This window comes from Aquirhabdus sp., assembly GCF_046462495.1.
Taxonomy (GTDB): Bacteria; Pseudomonadota; Gammaproteobacteria; order Pseudomonadales; family Moraxellaceae; genus Aquirhabdus.
This window is the reverse complement of the sequence record NZ_JBKGVE010000007.1, coordinates 43,437-60,676: the sequence shown is the minus strand read 5'-3', so window position 1 is coordinate 60,676 and position 17,240 is coordinate 43,437. Positions and strand designations below refer to the sequence as shown.

Here is a 17,240-nt window from a genome sequence, read left to right as displayed (position 1 = left end):
ATCACGACCTTTACCAATCCCAACGAAGACACGCGGATTGCGCAAGGTTCGCAAGTGGCGCTGCATTTTTCTGTATCCCTTGAAAACGGTATTGAAATTGACAATACCCGCAGCTATCCAGAGCCAGTCAGCCTAGTGATCGGTGATGGTAACTTGTTGGAAGGTTTTGAGAATGCATTGATCGGACTGCGTGCGGGTGATCGCCGTACGGTGCATTTGCCACCTGAAGATGCTTTTGGTCCATGGAATCCAGAAAACGTTCAGTCGTTTGATACTGTTCAGTTCGTTAAAGCTGGCGATACAACGCCTGAGATTGGCACGATGATGGAGTTTCAGGATAAAGGCGGCGGCACGCTTGCAGGCGTGGTTAAGGCAGTCAATGACGACAAAGTTGAAGTGGATTTCAATCACCCATTGGCAGGGCGTAATGTGGTGTTTGAAGTGGAGATTGCGAAAGTAACTCCGGCTGGTGTGAGTGGTGTGAAGTTGGGTTAATCCCCGTATTTAAAGATTTTTTCCTCTCTGTAAAGAGCCTGTTCATTGAGCAGGCTCCTTCTTCATAAATGTTCAGTTTAAAACTATGACGACCACCATATTCACCGAACTCAGATTCTGGCTACTCATTGTCTTTTCACTGGTTATCCCATTTGGAATCTACGGGATATTGCTTGCCAAGAGAGCCATTTCGCGCCATGCGGTGCTGATTTTGGGTTTTGTGCTAGTGGTCATTGCAGGGATCGATGTTTATTTGCTGCGTAGCTTGGCAACACTCGCCAAGCATACCGTGTCTTTGATGGATGATGCTGTATTTGTCTCAGAAGTTTCTATTGCGCTGTATATATTGCCAGCTTTGTTTGCTGGGATCGGCATTAATATGATTTCGCATATTTTGATCAGTCATTTGGTGAAAGCAGAGCAGCGATTCAAGGATGAACATCCAAAGGATTAGTGGCCAGAATGATTGTTTTATATCTTCAAAAATGATTCAAACGGCCACACTTTTTGCTCTGAGCGAGAAGAGTGTTTCGATAGACAGGTTTCATCAAGATGAAATATTTGCGCTCTTATAATAAGGTATGACACAGATCATCAGTAAAGCATTAAGATGCTGGATAGGTCTGATGATCGTGTGAAGTGACAGGACTGATCAATGTCTTTTGGACAGCTGCTTTTTGGCTTCGTCCATATTTTTCCAGTGTTTTGGCGTATGTCCATAAAAAAAGACATTGCTCATTACCAAAATAAAATAGGCATTGAGTACGACTGAGATGCTGAGCTCAAGTGAATACTCATCCAAGAGACTTAAGATGTCGTCGGAGAGCGCAAAACACGATCCTAATGCAAAGATGCCAGCTACAACTCTAAGCATCCAATTGATATGTTCTTGATACCATTGCATTGGAAATTCTAGCTTTTTCATGGGCTTATTCTCCCAAATTGTTATATAAGTTTGCACGATAAGTCGATCAAAAAAAATAATAACCCAATCTGCTCTGTAAAACTATTGGATAAAGTGACAAATCATCGTGAGTGCTGCCGCTTGCACAATAAGATGCTATTTATAAGAAGAAAAATTCTTATCGATTTTATCGATGATCTCAGACTAAAGCCGAGTATTTTTTGCTCTGGTATAATCAATATTCGCCTCAATATAATAAAAATAGACTATAAAACTGCAATCCAAGAGGGGTGGCGAACCGTCACTATGGAAGAAAATGCAGCAAAATCAAAGGAAAATTTTGGGTGGTATTGTTCTTAAGATAACGTCACTGTTATCTGTCTTTTTGCTCATCTCTTGTACCATGACTAAGCAGCCGAGCTATGTTGATGCAGCTGTGGTACCGCTCAGTGACTTGAATATCGTCCGTACAGAAATTCCTGACGTGTTAATAGAAGCCTCAAAACAGCCCTATAAAATTCCTAATGACCTGAGTTGCGCTACTTTGGATAGCGACATTCATGCGCTAAATAGAGTACTTGGCTCAGATTATGATATGCCCAAGTCGAGTGAGCATGATTGGGTCGATCAAGGCATGGATGAGGCAGGGTCTCGTGCTATAGGGGCCTTACGTAGAACGACAGAAGGGGTTGTACCCTTTAGAAGTTGGGTGCGGAAGCTAACTGGAGCTGAGCGATATTCCAAGAAGATTGCATCCACGATTGCCGCGGGTATCACGCGCCGGGCATTTTTAAAGGGCTTGCGTGTTTCGATGACCTGTCCGCTGGCTATCCCACAGATCCCTTATCTACAGTTGAATTTGAATCCGGTGCCACTAAACTAAGCAGCTATCGAGAAAATAAAAAACCACGATCTCAAGTCAATGAAATCGTGGTTTAAAATGAAATAATATGTTGTTATTGTTTCATTTTTTATTGTTATTACAGCGGTGCGTATTCTGCTGCTTTCGCTAAGCGTTTGAATACTTTACCGGTAATGCCTTTTTTCTCAGCTTGCAGGTTCAGTGTCGTACGAATACTTTTTACTGTTTCGTTCGGCAGAGAGTGAATCGCGATACGTTTCACCACACCCGTCATTTGTTTGGCAAAGCTACCGGTATTGTAGTGTTGACCAAACTCAGCACAGATTTTTTGCACTTCAGGTGCCATTTCCACATAGCGGTTAGCTGGCATATCAGGGAACATATGATGTTCGATCTGGAAGCTCAAGTTACCTGTCAAGAAGTTGAAAACCTTGCCGCCGATCATATTACTTGAGCCTTTCAACTGACGCAGATACCATTCGGCCTTGGTTTCTTTATCTAGATTGTTTTCAAACATTTCGACGTCTTCAGTGAAATGACCGCAGAAAATGATCGAGAAGGCCCAGACATTTCGAATCAGGTTGGCTGTCACGTTACCTGCAAGCACTGGCAGGAACATTGGACCTGCAAGTACAGGGAAGATCACATAGTCTTTGGTAAATTGACGGGTCGCTTTCTTGGCAAAGCTGCCGCCTTTCGAGAGTACCTTCGTTAAGGGTGCTTTGCCATCTAAGAAATCTTCCAAGTGCAAGTTTTGCAAAGCCAATAACCATTCAAAGCCCACCATCAAGGTAAATGCCATTGGCAAATTAGCCAGATTACGCGGTTTCCATTCTTGGCTATCGGTCATACGCAGTACGCCATAGCCGATATCGTGGTCTACACCCAGCACATTGGTATAGGTGTGATGCATAAAGTTATGAGTATGTTTCCAGTCTTCGCCTGAACATACAGTGTCCCAGTCGTAGCTCGCGCCATTCATGCTGGGATCGTTCATCCAGTCAAACTGACCGTGCATGACGTTATGACCGAGTTCCATGTTTTCTACAATTTTGGACACGCCAAGGGCTACTGATGCCAATAACCAGACGGGTGGAATCCAACCGCCAAACATCAGTGCACTGCGGCTCGCGATTTCTGTGTAACGTACGAAGTTACGCACACGGTAGATGTATTTTGCATCTTGTTCTCCGATCTTGGCACGGGTTTCATCACGCAGGGCATCGATACGACGACCAAACTCAGCAACTTCTTCAGGCGATAACACACGGCTTTTACGGTTAAAGCGAACTTCAGGATACAGTGTACTCATGATTATTCTCTCTTTTAATTCAGTTAATTAGGTCTAATATGGTATTTGTGTTTGCAGATCGATAAGGCTTACAGATCAATGACCACTTCACTGATCGCTGCATTGACGCAAAGCTTGATTTGGACATTGTTTTGATCGTTGATTTCACCAGTAACTTGGTTACGCACAGAGCCTGAAACCTTGGTACAGACACAGGCATTACATACACCCATGCGGCAACCATAAGTTGGTGTCAGTCCGGCGGCTTCAGCAGAAGCGAGCAGGTTACCTTTGGCTTCGAATTCACGTTGGCTACGGCGGAAGTTCACCAATTGTGCTTCGGCATTTTCATCGACTTTGATTGGCAAGAAGCTTTCTTGGCGCATCTTGTCTGACCAGCCAAAGGATTCCCAAATTTTACGGGTCGCTGTCATAAGGCCTGGAGCTGCACAGACATAAGTTTCGCGAGTTGCAGCGTCAGGGCAGATGCGCTCTAAGGTTTCGACATCGAAGAAGGCTGGTTTTTCAGCAGAGTCAACGATGATGTTCAAGTCGAACTGTGGATAAGCGGCTGCTAGGGTCTCAAGTTCCATGCGGAAAGCTGGATCACGTGAGTAGTAAATCAATGTCACAGGAAGCTTTGAACGTTCCAACGCTTGCTGAATCATTGGGACGATCGGGGTAATACCGCTACCCGCAGAGATGAACAGAGCAGGTGTGGCTTCCTCAGTCAGCATGAACTCGCCTGAAGCTGGTGCAATCTCAAGTACGTCACCAATCTTGGCTTGTTTTGCCAGATAATTTGAAACACGGCCTTGGCGTTTAACCCCAATCACCAAACGACCTGTCTTGGCATAGTTTTCTGGTGTGTTGACCAAGCTATACGCACGCTGATGACGGACACCTGCAATGGTTGCGGTCAGCATGATGAATTGACCGGCTTTAAAGGCCTTGAAACGACGATTCAACAAATGGTTGGTTGATAGCGTCACTTTCACCATGTCGTCTTCAATGTATTCGATGTTCTCAACACGAGCCATCGTACGTGTGACAGTCCATAATGGATTGATCTTTGCTAAAACAAAATCGACAAAATCTTCACGAACCCAGTGCGGTTTATAAGCGGCTGGTTGATAGTTTGTGCTGCTGGTTAGAGTGGCTTGCATGTCATTCCCCTTAGCTTGCCATGTGCAGTTTGCTGCGGCTGGCGCTTTCATTTGGTTGTGCTTAATTAAATTATGTACAATACGTTCTTAAGTGAACGCATGTAATCTTTGTGAACACTTGTACACTAATATACGTGAAATTTTATTTTAGTCAACACTTGTACACTGAAAATTTTTATTAAATTTGTTTTTTGATGTTGCGCCGAATTTGTTAGACTCGAACCCTTGGTTTTTATGGGCTATTTGTTTTGATCGAATAGTCGCTTTTTTAAAGTTATTTTCTTTAATCTGTTTCATATTAGTAGTTGGATGATTCGCCTATGTCTTTACGCGACGAGCGCAAACAGCAAAGTAGACAAGCCTTGCTTGATGCCGCGCTTAGCTTGAGTAGTGAAGGCGGACGGTCTTTTGGTACGATTAGCCTGCGTGAGGTTGCACGAGAGGCGGGGCTTGTTCCCACAGCGTTTTATCGACATTTCCAGGATATGGATGAGCTTGGAGCCGATCTGGTCGATTATGTCTCAGGCACCCTCCATCGTTTACGCATGAGCCTACGAGATGGCTTTGCACTCTCATCCAGCAAACCGACCAAGACATCAACAACACGAGATAGCATCGAACGTTTCTTTCAAGCGATTGCCAAACAGCCAAACTATTGGGCTTTTCTGGTTCGTGAGCGCTGGGGAGCATCGGTTGTGGTGCGCCGTGCGATTGATAAAGAAGTGCGTTTTTTTACGGTGGATATGGCAGAGGATCTGCATAAGTTACCAGCATTCTCTTTGCTTGAGCGTGAAGATCTGACCATTATCTCTGAGGTGCTTGTTAACCTTGCCTTTACATGGGCGATGACCTGGATCACCTTACCCTCATCGGATGAAGAGCTTTCTCTTGAAGAGCAGCAAGAACAATTGATGCAGCGCGCTACGCGTCAAGCTCAGCTTCTCAATCGCGGTGTTTCAAATTGGCAAAGTAATCCTGAGCTCATCACTGCAAAGGTATAAATCAGGCTGTAAAAGCATGGGGTACACACGCTTTCACTCATCGCCTTTTCCAATCACACATCATTGCTGATTCTGGGTGAAGTTAAGATCAAGGTCTAAGTGCCATGATGCATTAGACTGAGTAAGTGAAAAAAAACCGCCGCTTGCATCGAGTAAGCGGCGGTTTTTTTCGCAAAGTTTCTCAAATGAGGATGTACCTCATTTTGTCTGTTATTTCTTTGCAGTGCGTTCTTTATTCACGAGGAAGTTCACGACTTCCAGAACTTTACCATCTTCACCCTGTACAACATATTTACCGTTTACGACGACAGCAGGTACGCCTTCAAGTTGATACTGAATCGCTAACTTTTTAGATTGAGCGACCTTACCAGTGACTGCAAATGAATTATAGAGGCCATTGAATTTGTTTGCATCGATGCCTTGGCTTGCGTAGAAAGATGCCAGTGAAGGTTGATCAAACAAACGTTGTTCTTTCACTTGAATCGCGTTAAACAATGCACTGTGAACTTTTTCGGTTTGTCCCAGCATGTCCACCGCGTAGAAACCGCGTGCATTTTGTTCCCAGACTGGGTTTAACGCAGCGGGTGTCCGCACAAAGTTCACATCAGAAGGCTTGGTTTTAAGCCATTGCTGAACGAAGGGATCAAGGCGGAAGCAATGCGGGCAACCATACCAGAAGAACTCGCGGACTTCGATTTGACCTGGCTTGTCGACTGGGCCTGGGCTAGACAGGACTTTGTAATCTTTACCCGCTGTGAACGCTTCAGTAGCCGCATTGGCTGCGCCTGATAGGCTTGCGAAGGTGAGAGTGACGACTGCTGCAAAAAGGGTCTTTTTGATAAAACTGCGTGGTGTAGTCATAGAGAGCATGTTCATAGGGTTTAACGTCTGAGTGGTCATGAAATATCCTTTACATCCTTGGCTGGAATACTGTGGTTTCGATCAGAGTAGTCGTCACGCTGTGATCGCAGCGGTATCATTGTAGCATCGTCATTGCGGACGCGATTCTAAAAAAGACAGCACGCACCTTAAAAAGTCTGGGAGAGCAGTTTGTGTGCTGGTGATCCTATTGTCACTGAATTTACATGTGTAACATAGGATAATAATCGGAATAATTCAGTAGTTTGTCTGTGAATTTCATGTCCACAGTGTGAAGTTTTATAGGAATCAGTTTGTTTGCCCTGATTTTGTTTTACACTTAGGCTAGACCACGAGGTCGTTGAACTCTTTCTTATATAAAGCATTCACACAACGCAGTCTTTTCATCTTGCTCGAATTAGGAATTGTCTCCATATCATGACTACATTAGATGCTGCACCAGATTCCCAATTAAATTCAGTCGATACTGCTGAAGCTAAGCCGCGTACGGTACACAATGTTGATGCACAAGAGATTGCAAAGTTTGAAGCATTGGCATCGAAGTGGTGGGATGCAAACTCTGAATTTCGTCCACTGCATCAGATCAATCCTTTACGTCTCAACTGGATTAGCGATCATGTCGATGCAAGTATTGGCTTAGCGGGTAAGCGCGTACTGGATGTGGGTTGTGGTGGGGGGATTCTGGCTGAGTCGATGGCAAGACGTGGCGCGAATGTATTGGGTATTGATATGGGGCTTGCTCCTCTGGCTGTGGGGCGTCTGCATGCCGAGCAAGAAAATGTACAAGACATTGAATATCGTCAGATTCCTGTAGAAGAGCTTGCAGTAGAAATGCCAGAACAGTTCGATGTCGTGACCTGTATGGAGATGCTGGAACACGTACCCGATCCAGCATCGATTGTGGAAGCCTGTATGAGATTGGTAAAACCCGGTGGTTATGTGTTCTTTTCGACCATCAATCGCAATCCAAAGTCATATTTATTTGCCATTATTGGGGCTGAATATGTCTTGAGGATGCTGCCGCGCGGAACCCATGAATATCAGAAGTTTATCCGCCCTTCTGAGCTTGCTGGTTTTATTCGTGATGCAGGGCTTACGCTACAAGATATGATCGGGCTGCACTTTAATCCGTTGACCCAAAACTACTGGTTAGCGCCGAATGTGGATGTGAACTACATGTTGGCAACCCGTAAGGTTGCCCCATGAGTCAGCTCTTGAATATTAAAGCGGTACTGTTTGATTTGGACGGCACGTTGATTGATACCGCGCCTGACTTTATCCGGATCATTAAGGAACTCTGTACAGAAGCTTCGGTGATTCCTCCTGCCGATGAGGTGATCCGTGTACAGGTCTCCGAAGGGTCTAAAGCAATGGTACGTGCGCTACATCCAGAGCTCAGCGACGATAGTCCTGAATTAACAGGCTATCGCAACGAGTTTCTGCGGCGTTATGCTGAAAACATTGCGGTGCATACCACGTTGTTTGACGGTATGGATGAGGTGTTACGGGCTTTGGAAGCAAAGGGAATCCCGTGGGGTATCGTCACCAATAAGCCACGGGGATTATCGGCATTGTTGCTTGAGGCCATGCATTTAAGTGAGCGCTGTGCTGTGTTGGTTTGTCCGGATGATGTTCGACATACCAAGCCAGATCCAGAACCAATGTATCTGGCGGCGAAGATTCTGGATATTTTGCCTAAGGACATTGTGTATGTCGGCGATCATCCGCGTGATATCGATGCTGGGCGTGCGGCAGGCATGCAAACGATTTTGGCGGCGTATGGCTATTTGCCACCTGAGAGAGCTGATGATTTAGCCAGTTGGCAAGCGGATTTTATCGTCCATCACGCCAAAGAGTTACAGGCCTTGTGGGCGGCTTGATGTGGTGAAGTGTTGTGATGGGGTTTGTGAGGAATTGTCAACATCACTGTCATGAGAATCCTGTATACCGTTTTAAATGAATATCTTGAATTCAGATGAGTAATGCATTTTTTAATACTTGATCAACACCGATTCAACCCATTAGAAAGGAACGTCTTATGTATCTCCCTATAGATTTATCGACGTATCATGCAGAACCAGATTTACTGAAAAATCGAGTCATTTTGGTGACTGGTGCAGGTGATGGGATTGGCCGAGCAGCGGCATTGGCCTTTGCCAAACATGGCGCAACAGTGCTGCTCTTGGGGCGGACACTGAGCAAGCTCGAAGCGGTTTATGATGAGATTGAGAAGCAGGGTGGGGCACAGCCCGCGCTTTTGCCCCTCAATCTCGCCACTGCGAAACTCGATGATTATTTGTCGATTCAGCGCACGATTGATGAAGAAATTGGCCGTTTGGATGGCATCTTACATAACGCTGCGATACTGGGACCTCTCACGCCCCTGCAGATGTATGACCCTACCATCTGGGATGACGTGATGAACACCAATCTCCGCGCGCCTTTCCAACTGACGCAAGCTCTGCTGCCGACTTTGCGCAAATCCGATGATGCCTCAGTGATTTTCACGTCGAGTAGTGTGGGACGGACCGTGAAGGCGTTTTGGGGGGCGTATGCGATCTCTAAACAAGGGATTGAAGGTTTAAGTCATTTGTTTGCCGATGAACTTGCCAATACCTCGAATATTCGTTTTAACTGTCTGAACCCCGGTGCCACTCGTACACAGATGCGTGCCACGGCATACCCCAGTGAAAATCCAAACACACTGCCCAAGCCTGAAGATATAATGGCATCGTATTTGTATCTGATCGGTCCTGATAGTAAAGGGGTTACGGGTCAGTCCTTAGACGTACCACGTGCTGAGTGGTCAAAAGACTAAGCACCAGACCAGCATATTATTTTTGACTGCCTGTCTGTCCATGGGAGAGACGGGCAGATCGCTTTTGAATTGGACGAGATGAATGAGACGACCGCGCTTTTTACCGGATAACTTTACCTTAATGCTGATTACTGCGGTGATTTTGGCGAGTGTGCTGCCTTGTCAGGGGAGCGCCGCTGTTGGTTTTGATCATCTGACCAATATCGCAATCGGCTTGCTGTTTTTTTTGCATGGCGCAAAACTGTCGCGTGAGGCGGCTTTGGCTGGGTTGACGCATTGGCGCCTACATTTGACGGTTTTGGTTTGTACATTTGTGATGTTTCCAATCTTTGGGTTGGTTTTGCGTCCACTCCTTGAACCATTGGTCACCCCTGCGCTCTATTTAGGTATCCTCTATATCTGCGTGCTCCCGTCCACTGTCCAGTCATCCATAGCATTCACCTCGGTGGCGCATGGCAACATCCCAGCAGCCGTCTGTAGTGCATCGGCATCCAGTATTATTGGGATTTTTATCACGCCTATCATGGTTGGACTTTTGATCATGCCACACTCCGGAGCGGGTGGTTATGATTCTAGTTCGGCGGTGCTGCAAATCATTATGCTGCTTTTGGTGCCTTTTATCTTAGGTCAGATTGCGCGGCGCTGGATTTATGCGTGGATCCAACGCCATCCCATTTTGGTCAAAGTGGTGGATCAAGGGTCTATTCTGCTCGTTGTCTATACGGCGTTTAGTCAGGCAGTGGTTGAAGGCTTATGGCATCAATTACCGTTACCTGCGTTGATTGGTGTGGCTGTCGTGAGCGCGATTTTGCTAGCTCTGATGATGCTATTAACTACGTATGGCAGTCGTTTGCTTGGCTTTAATAAAGAAGATGAAATCACGATCGTATTTTGTGGCTCAAAGAAGAGTCTGGCTAGCGGTGTACCTATGGCAAAAGTCTTGTTCGTCGGACACCCGATTGGGATGTTAGTTCTACCGCTGATGCTGTTTCATCAACTGCAACTCATGGTGTGTGCTGTGCTGGCCCAGCGCTATGCCAATCGTTTAAAGCATGTGTCAGTCGAATCTATAGATAAGTCTGCTTAGCATTTTTACCAATAAGCAAACCTGATTTAATTATTTTTTTAGAAAACACGGAGTTGATACCCTGAAGCCCTACATTAGGCGTAATAACGGGGTATCACGTGTCTCAATCTACTATTAGAAAAACGATATTTGTCGTCAGCGCGGCATTGTCACTCTCTCTTCCTTTATCTGCATGGGCTGAAACGGAATTATTGAACGTTTCCTATGATCCTACGCGCGAGTTATATACCGACTTTAATGAATCTTTTGCTAAATATTGGAAAGGCAAAACTGGTGAAGACGTTAAGGTGAAGCAATCCCACGGCGGCTCAGGTAAACAGGCCCGTGCCGTGATCGAAGGGCTCGACGCCGATGTAGTGACTTTGGCTTTGGCGAATGATATCGATGCAATCAGTGATTCTGGTCAGATTGCCAAAGATTGGCAGAAACGTCTGCCATATAACTCTGCTCCTTATACATCAACCATCGTTTTTCTGGTGCGTAAAGGTAATCCAAAACACATCAAAGACTGGAATGACTTGGTTAAACCCGGTGTGAGCATTGTTACCCCTAATCCAAAAACCGGTGGTGCACCGCGCTGGGTTTATCTGTCTGCATGGGGCTATGTCCTAGACAAAGGCGGTGATGCTACACAGGCCCAGGACTTTGTCGGCAAACTCTATAAAAACGTCGCGGTTCTTGACTCCGGTGCTCGTGGTTCATTAACGACTTTTGCCCAACGCGGCATTGGTGATGTGCTCCTGACTTGGGAAAATGAGGCATTGCTGGCCACCAAAGAACTTGGTCCTGATCAATTCGATATCGTGACGCCATCGATTTCAATTCTGGCTGAACCTTCCGTTGCGGTCGTGGATAAGTCGGTTGATAAGCATGGCACACGTAAAATCGCTGAGGCGTATTTAAATTACCTATATACCCCTGTGGGTCAGGAAATTGTGGCGAAGAACTTCTATCGTCCTCGTGACCCTAAGATTGCAGCTAAATACGCGAGTCAATTTGCACCGATCAAATTGTTTACCATCGATAAAGTGTTTGGCGGCTGGCGCAATGCGCAGAAAGTCCATTTTGCAAATGGCGGCATCTTTGATCAGATTTATTCGAAGTGATGTTGAAGCGTAACGTATAAAGATGCGGGATGGATAAGCAATTTATCCACCCGCATTGATTTTAGATCACCTACTTTTTTCTAAAAGAGTGAGGTTAAAAGCGAGATACTTGCTTACCCTAGCAATACTTCCAATCTCCCCGCCGCACGTTCAATCGCCGCTTTGACTTGGCGTGGCGCAGTACCACCCAAATGATCACGTGCTGCTACTGAACCACTTAAGGTCAATACCGCAAAGACATCTTGCTCAATGAGGTTGGAGAACTGTTGTAGTTCAGCAAGCGTCAGTTCTGACAAATCTCTGTTCTCGCGTACACCGAGCGCCACAGCTTTACCGACAATTTCATGCGCATCACGGAAGGCAATATTCTTCTTCACCAGATAATCTGCCAGATCGGTGGCAGTTGAAAATCCACGCAGTGCAGCTTCTTTCATCACGTCGATATTCGGCACCAACGCAGGAATCATGTCAGCAAAGGCGAGCAAGCTACCACGAACGGTATCAATCGCATCAAACAGCGGTTCTTTGTCTTCTTGATTGTCTTTGTTGTAAGCCAGCGGTTGACCTTTCATGAGGGTGAGGAGGCTCATCAAGTCGCCATATACCCGACCACTCTTGCCGCGAATCAGTTCTGGTACATCGGGATTTTTCTTCTGTGGCATGATGGATGAGCCCGTGCAGAAACGATCCGGAATTTGCACAAAGCGGAACTGCGCAGAAGTCCACAGCACGAGTTCTTCGCTGATGCGCGATAAGTGCATCATAATCAAAGCCGCAGCACTGGTGAATTCAATTGCAAAATCACGGTCAGAGACCGCATCTAGTGAGTTTTCACAAACGGCTTCAAATCCTAGGAGTTGGGCGGTGTATTCACGATTGATCGGGTAGGTGGTGCCTGCAAGTGCAGCAGAGCCTAATGGCAACCGATTGACGCGGCGGCGTAAATCAATCAGGCGCTCGCCATCACGCAGCAGCATTTCAAACCACGCCATCAGATGATGACCAAAAGTAACGGGTTGTGCCGTTTGCAGATGGGTAAATCCGGGCATAATCGTGTCGGTATGCTGACTTGCGAGTGTCAGAATGCCGCGCTCAAGTTTGGCTAGAAGCTGCATCAGTTGATCGATTTCATCTCGTAAATAGAGACGAATGTCGGTTGCGACTTGATCATTACGACTGCGGCCTGTATGTAGCTTCTTACCCGTAATTCCGATCAGGTTAGTCAGGCGATGTTCGATGTTCATGTGTACATCTTCAAGATCGATACGCCATTCAAAACGACCTGCCTCAATATCAGCCTGAATGCTGCTGAGACCTTTGATAATGTCATCGCGCTCAGCATCGGTCAGTACACCTACGGAAGCCAACATCGTGGCATGGGCGATCGACCCTTGGATATCTTGACGATATAGACGTTGGTCAAATTGCACAGATGCTGTAAATTGAGCAACAAAGGCATCCGTCGCTTCACTAAAGCGACCACCCCACATGCCTGACGATTCAGCTTTTACAGCAGATGTGTCAGAAGTTGTGGTGTTATTTAAAACAGGAGAATTGTCAGGTGTGGTCATCATCGGTACGCAAACACAAAATAAATGCGAGTATAGCAAATTCACCGAAGAAACAGACCAATAAACCTGTGGTGCCGAATGCTTCTGTCGAAATTGATCATGCATTCTTCATCCCGCGTTTTTCTGAAGGGCGTGCTCTGATTCGTTTGATGGTACTTGCCAGCCTATTGGCTTTGTTCTTTGCCCTGTCTACTTCGTCAAGTTTTGAGATGCTGACGTGGGAGCGTTTATTCGTTTTTACGTTCTTTATGAATTGGGTTGCGGTGAGTTTTGCTATTGTGGCAGAGTTTTTAAGACAGCGCCTGATGCGCTGGTCACGGATTCGTGCCGTATTTGTTTGTTATGTGATTATTGGGGTGATCGTGGTTGTGTACACGATATTGGTGAACACGGTCGAGGTTCTGACGCATTTAAAACCTTGGGATTCACTCGCGTTACAAGAGCAGGTCATTCATCATTTAGTGCTGGCCATGATTATCAGTGGTGTGGTTTTGCATTACTTATATATGCGTGAGCAATTGCTAATCCGCGAGCGAGCTGAATTATTTGCTCGATTAGATACCTTGCAAGCCAGAATCCATCCTCACTTTTTATTCAATTCCATGAATACATTACTTTCCCTAATAGAAACGGATAGCCACCAAGCGGGTGCGGTGGTTGAGGACTTATCGGCGCTGTTTCGCGCGAGCTTACAGTCATCAGGAGAGGTTACCCTTGCGGATGAAGTCATGCTGTGTCGGCGTTACTTAGCCATTGAATCGCTGCGTCTAGGAGAACGTCTGCAGGTTGAGTGGCATATTCCGGATGAAAGCATATTGAAAGTTCTAAAAATTCCCTCATTAACATTACAACCCCTTCTGGAAAATGCGGTCGTGCATGGGGTAGAGGTCAGTGCGAATAAGAGTTTGATCACGGTATTGATTGAGTGGGCTGCTGATGAAATCAAAATTGTAGTCACCAATCCGATCCATATGGGCAATGCACACCACAGTGGGCGATCAGGCAATCAAATGGCTTTGAGCAATATCCATGAACGGTTGCAAGCGCAATATGGAACGACTGCTCGCTTAACGACGCATCGTGCGCGTGAGTTTTTTACCGCGTATCTTTGCTATCCATTTACAAGAAATGTTTAGGGTTATTGATTTTATTCAGCGCATTATATAGGGTGTATGATGTAGGTTAGTATTCAGTGTTGAATATATACGGAAATGTAATTTGGGATAGAATGATTATTAAAATTAGTTATCCAAACTAACGTAGCCTAAACGTGCCGATGAATAATATTGCCAACAGGTCATGTGCACGAAAACAAGGACGAGGAAAGAGGGAGGTTTAAATGAATATCCTAATATGTGATGATGAGCCTCTGGGTCGGGAGCGTTTGAGTCGCTTGGTGGTAGAGGCGGGTCATCATGTTGTAGCGCAGGCTCCCAATGGCCTAGATGCGTTGGCCAAAGTCAGTGAGTTTCATCCGGATGTGTTATTGCTGGATGTACGCATGCCAGAAATGGACGGTATACAGTGCGCAGAAGCTCTAACTGGCTTGCAAAACCCCCCTGCTGTGATTTTTGTGACGGCCTCCGATCAACATGCGATAGAAGCCTTTCAAAAACAAGCGATTGGTTACTTGTTGAAACCCGTCAATCGAGATGATCTTTCTGCGGCGTTAAACCGTGCCAGTCGTTTGAATGCTGCCCAAGTCAATCAATTGCGTGCTGCAAATCATGGGGATAGCTCAACCAGGCAGCACATCACGGCGCGTACCCATCGTGGCATGGAGTTGATTCCCTTGGATAGTATTTATTACTTCTTGGCCGATCAGAAATATGTCACGGTTCGTCACGCTGGTGGTGAAGTATTGATTGATGAAACGTTAAAAGAACTTGAAGCGGAGTTTGGTGATCGGTTTATTCGTGTACACCGCAATGCACTCCTCGCAATTCCTTTCCTTGAGGGCATCGAAATGGTGGCTACAGGACAATACCAGGTGCGATTCCGTGGAATTGATGAACGATTGGCGGTCAGTCGTCGCCATTTGCCTCAATTAAAGGATAAAATGCATATGTTATAGGCGACTCTGGGTCGTTTAATGATAAAACTATTGAGCATCAGTTTTCCTCGTAGCTCAATCGTCTACATGCAGTTAGCCGAGCATCACATGCTCGGTTTTAGTTTATAAATAGAGCGCTTTTGCAAAAGTTGTTTTTGGAACTGATCATATGAATCCTCCCAACGCGTCGTCTACGCCAGTTTCAAGCCCAAACATCCCACAGATTCTTAATATTGCCACTCGTAAAAGCCCCTTGGCTTTGTGGCAAGCGGAGCATATCAAAGCCCGTTTGCTGGTGCTTTATCCTGATTTGCACGTGAATCTCGTCACTTTTGTGACGCAGGGCGACAAGATCTTGGACACATCCCTGTCTAAAATTGGTGGTAAGGGATTGTTTGTCAAAGAGCTTGAGCAGGCGCTGTTAGATGGACGGGCAGATTTGGCCGTGCATTCGATGAAAGATGTGCCGATGGATTTACCTGAAGGCTTAGAGCTTGCCGTGATTTGTGAGCGGGAAGATCCGACGGATGCGTTTGTCTCAAACCAATATATGACGCTTGCAGATCTACCGATTGGTGCGCGGTTAGGGACATCGAGCCTGCGCCGTTGTAGCCAATTACAGCATTATCGCCCTGATCTTAGTATTGTGGATTTACGGGGTAACGTGGGCACGCGATTGTCCAAACTGGATGCTGGAGAGTACGATGCGATTATTTTGGCAAGCGCGGGTTTATTGCGTTTAGGGCTAGGTGATCGAATTCGTGAACGATTAGATACTGCGTTATCCCTACCCGCAGTGGGCCAAGGCGCCTTGGGGCTGGAGTGCCGAGTAGGGGATACTCGGGTAACTGATCTAATTGCACTACTGGCAGATGCCCAAACCAACAGTTGTGTGCGTGCAGAACGGGCATTCAATCACCGTCTGATGGGCGGCTGTCAGGTACCGATTGCAGGTTTCGCCACCCTTAAACAGGGGCAAATGACTCTTCAGGGCCGAGTCGGCAGCATTGATGGTCAAGAACTACTTAAGGACGAGATAGTCGGTGATCCAGCACAGGCTGAATTACTCGGCAAGGCATTGGCTGATCGCTTATTGGCTGCTGGTGCGGATCGATTGCTGGCTCAAGTGAATATTTTCCCCAGTCAGGATGCCCAGTTAATTTCTCCCTCTGATCAAAAGCACTAGTGGGTCGAGTAGGCCTATGCCGATCGGACATTTTCTGAATACTCGCCCAAGTACCCGGGCAGCAGCACTGACCACTGCTGTTCAGCAAGCGGGCTGGCGCGTATCGGAGTTGCCTTTACTTGAGTTGGTTGCTTTGCCGCTGAGTGAGTCCGAGCTCAATCGTCTGCAATTGTTGACATCCAATCCTGTCAGTGTGATTGTGGTCGTGAGTCCGACTGCGGCAAGCTTGGGTCTACAAGCGCTGGCTATGCTGAGCATTGCACCTGATACGCTGCCAGTTCGTTGGCTTGCCGTTGGGCAAGGTACAGCACAGGTTTTGCAGGCCCAGAATCTAAATCCTGATATCCCCATGATTGAGACCAGTGAAGGGTTGATTGCGTCAGATGTGCTGGCGTCGTTGCCTGTGGGTGAGACCGTTATGGTCTGGCGCGGCGAGGGTGGACGTGAGTTGGTGCAAGAGCGGCTCCTTGCACGCGGGGTTTCCTTACAGATTATTAACCTGTATTGTCGACAATTACCGGAGTCTAGCCAGCAGCAATGGATATCTTTAGAAAAAAAAAGTGACAGTGATTTTCCCAATGTTGTGTTATTAAGTAGCGGTGAGTCTTGGCGGTATTGGCAAAGATTGGCTGGCGCGCGTGCGCTGGAGCCATGGTTATTGGTGTTAGGACAGCGACTGATGATAGATGTGGGTCAATATACATCGCGTGTTCAGCAACTGATAGACTTGCAGCCAGCGCATATAGTCAGTGTTTTGGCTGAATTGGGGAGCGCATCGTGATTAGAATGGGACGACAGGATTCAAATATGGCGACAGATTT

The 17,240-nt window shown here is 46.4% G+C and carries 18 protein-coding genes; 13 read left to right on the top strand and 5 right to left on the bottom strand.

Features of this window, described 5'->3' with window-relative positions:
- Both fkpB and ACLHG7_RS08395 read left to right on the top strand, forming a co-directional pair.
- The gene (fkpB, locus tag ACLHG7_RS08400) at positions 1 to 495 is read left to right on the top strand and encodes an FKBP-type peptidyl-prolyl cis-trans isomerase (protein WP_410210857.1); all 495 of its coding nucleotides are present in this window, start codon (positions 1 to 3) and stop codon (positions 493 to 495) included.
- 85 nt (positions 496 to 580) lie between these two features.
- Positions 581 to 949 carry a hypothetical protein gene (locus ACLHG7_RS08395; protein WP_410210599.1) on the top strand — a complete coding sequence of 123 codons (369 nt, stop codon included), beginning with the start codon at positions 581 to 583 and terminating at the stop codon, positions 947 to 949.
- Between the two features lie 198 nt (positions 950 to 1,147).
- Here the strand turns inward: ACLHG7_RS08395 and ACLHG7_RS08390 are convergent, their stop codons facing one another.
- Positions 1,148 to 1,420, bottom strand: a complete 273-nt coding sequence (locus ACLHG7_RS08390; RefSeq protein WP_114897823.1) for a hypothetical protein — start codon at positions 1,418 to 1,420, stop codon at positions 1,148 to 1,150.
- Positions 1,421 to 1,802: 382 nt separating this feature from the next.
- Between ACLHG7_RS08390 and ACLHG7_RS08385 the strand changes: the two genes are divergently transcribed.
- Positions 1,803 to 2,282 carry a hypothetical protein gene (locus tag ACLHG7_RS08385; RefSeq protein WP_410210598.1) on the top strand — a complete coding sequence of 160 codons (480 nt, stop codon included), beginning with the start codon at positions 1,803 to 1,805 and terminating at the stop codon, positions 2,280 to 2,282.
- Between the two features lie 97 nt (positions 2,283 to 2,379).
- Here ACLHG7_RS08385 and ACLHG7_RS08380 read toward each other — a convergent pair whose 3' ends face one another.
- Together ACLHG7_RS08380 and ACLHG7_RS08375 are read right to left on the bottom strand one after the other, a co-directional pair.
- Entirely contained in the window at positions 2,380 to 3,573 is a 1,194-nt protein-coding gene (locus tag ACLHG7_RS08380; RefSeq protein WP_410210597.1) for a fatty acid desaturase family protein, read from the bottom strand.
- Positions 3,574 to 3,641: 68 nt separating this feature from the next.
- Positions 3,642 to 4,769 carry a ferredoxin reductase gene (locus tag ACLHG7_RS08375; RefSeq protein WP_410210596.1) on the bottom strand — a complete coding sequence of 376 codons (1,128 nt, stop codon included), beginning with the start codon at positions 4,767 to 4,769 and terminating at the stop codon, positions 3,642 to 3,644.
- 269 nt (positions 4,770 to 5,038) lie between these two features.
- Between ACLHG7_RS08375 and ACLHG7_RS08370 the strand changes: the two genes are divergently transcribed.
- Positions 5,039 to 5,719 (top strand): TetR family transcriptional regulator, encoded by a 681-nt coding sequence (locus ACLHG7_RS08370; RefSeq protein ID WP_410210595.1) that lies wholly within the window; start codon positions 5,039 to 5,041, stop codon positions 5,717 to 5,719.
- A 210-nt stretch (positions 5,720 to 5,929) separates the two neighbouring features.
- Here the strand turns inward: ACLHG7_RS08370 and ACLHG7_RS08365 are convergent, their stop codons facing one another.
- A complete protein-coding gene (locus tag ACLHG7_RS08365) occupies positions 5,930 to 6,580 on the bottom strand; it encodes a thiol:disulfide interchange protein DsbA/DsbL (RefSeq protein WP_410210856.1) in 651 nt (216 codons plus the stop codon).
- 435 nt (positions 6,581 to 7,015) lie between these two features.
- Here ACLHG7_RS08365 and ubiG point away from each other — a divergent pair, with 435 nt between their 5' ends.
- From ubiG to ACLHG7_RS08340, 5 genes are all read left to right on the top strand, one after another.
- On the top strand, positions 7,016 to 7,804 hold the full coding sequence (ubiG, locus tag ACLHG7_RS08360; protein ID WP_410210594.1) for a bifunctional 2-polyprenyl-6-hydroxyphenol methylase/3-demethylubiquinol 3-O-methyltransferase UbiG: 789 nt from the start codon (positions 7,016 to 7,018) through the stop codon (positions 7,802 to 7,804).
- A 14-nt stretch (positions 7,805 to 7,818) separates the two neighbouring features.
- Positions 7,819 to 8,478, top strand: a complete 660-nt coding sequence (gph, locus tag ACLHG7_RS08355) for a phosphoglycolate phosphatase (protein ID WP_410210855.1) — start codon at positions 7,819 to 7,821, stop codon at positions 8,476 to 8,478.
- A 158-nt stretch (positions 8,479 to 8,636) separates the two neighbouring features.
- Positions 8,637 to 9,416: a YciK family oxidoreductase gene (locus ACLHG7_RS08350; protein ID WP_410210593.1), complete on the top strand. Its 780-nt coding sequence runs from the start codon at positions 8,637 to 8,639 to the stop codon at positions 9,414 to 9,416.
- An 82-nt stretch (positions 9,417 to 9,498) separates the two neighbouring features.
- Positions 9,499 to 10,503, top strand: a complete 1,005-nt coding sequence (locus ACLHG7_RS08345; RefSeq protein WP_410210592.1) for a bile acid:sodium symporter family protein — start codon at positions 9,499 to 9,501, stop codon at positions 10,501 to 10,503.
- A gap of 98 nt (positions 10,504 to 10,601) precedes the next feature.
- Entirely contained in the window at positions 10,602 to 11,609 is a 1,008-nt protein-coding gene (locus tag ACLHG7_RS08340) for a sulfate ABC transporter substrate-binding protein (protein WP_410210591.1), read from the top strand.
- A 113-nt stretch (positions 11,610 to 11,722) separates the two neighbouring features.
- Here ACLHG7_RS08340 and argH read toward each other — a convergent pair whose 3' ends face one another.
- Positions 11,723 to 13,180 (bottom strand): argininosuccinate lyase, encoded by a 1,458-nt coding sequence (gene argH, locus ACLHG7_RS08335; RefSeq protein ID WP_410210590.1) that lies wholly within the window; start codon positions 13,178 to 13,180, stop codon positions 11,723 to 11,725.
- Between argH and ACLHG7_RS08330 the strand changes: the two genes are divergently transcribed.
- The 4 genes from ACLHG7_RS08330 to ACLHG7_RS08315 all read left to right on the top strand — a co-directional run bounded on the left by ACLHG7_RS08330 (position 13,171) and on the right by ACLHG7_RS08315 (position 17,200).
- On the top strand, positions 13,171 to 14,316 hold the full coding sequence (locus ACLHG7_RS08330) for a sensor histidine kinase (RefSeq protein WP_410210589.1): 1,146 nt from the start codon (positions 13,171 to 13,173) through the stop codon (positions 14,314 to 14,316). The genes argH and ACLHG7_RS08330 overlap by 10 nt on opposite strands.
- Before the next feature lie 203 nt (positions 14,317 to 14,519).
- Positions 14,520 to 15,254: a LytR/AlgR family response regulator transcription factor gene (locus tag ACLHG7_RS08325; protein ID WP_410210588.1), complete on the top strand. Its 735-nt coding sequence runs from the start codon at positions 14,520 to 14,522 to the stop codon at positions 15,252 to 15,254.
- A 148-nt stretch (positions 15,255 to 15,402) separates the two neighbouring features.
- On the top strand, positions 15,403 to 16,419 hold the full coding sequence (gene hemC / locus ACLHG7_RS08320) for a hydroxymethylbilane synthase (RefSeq protein WP_410210587.1): 1,017 nt from the start codon (positions 15,403 to 15,405) through the stop codon (positions 16,417 to 16,419).
- A 16-nt stretch (positions 16,420 to 16,435) separates the two neighbouring features.
- On the top strand, positions 16,436 to 17,200 hold the full coding sequence (locus tag ACLHG7_RS08315; RefSeq protein WP_410210586.1) for a uroporphyrinogen-III synthase: 765 nt from the start codon (positions 16,436 to 16,438) through the stop codon (positions 17,198 to 17,200).
- Positions 17,201 to 17,240: the final 40 nt, after the last annotated feature.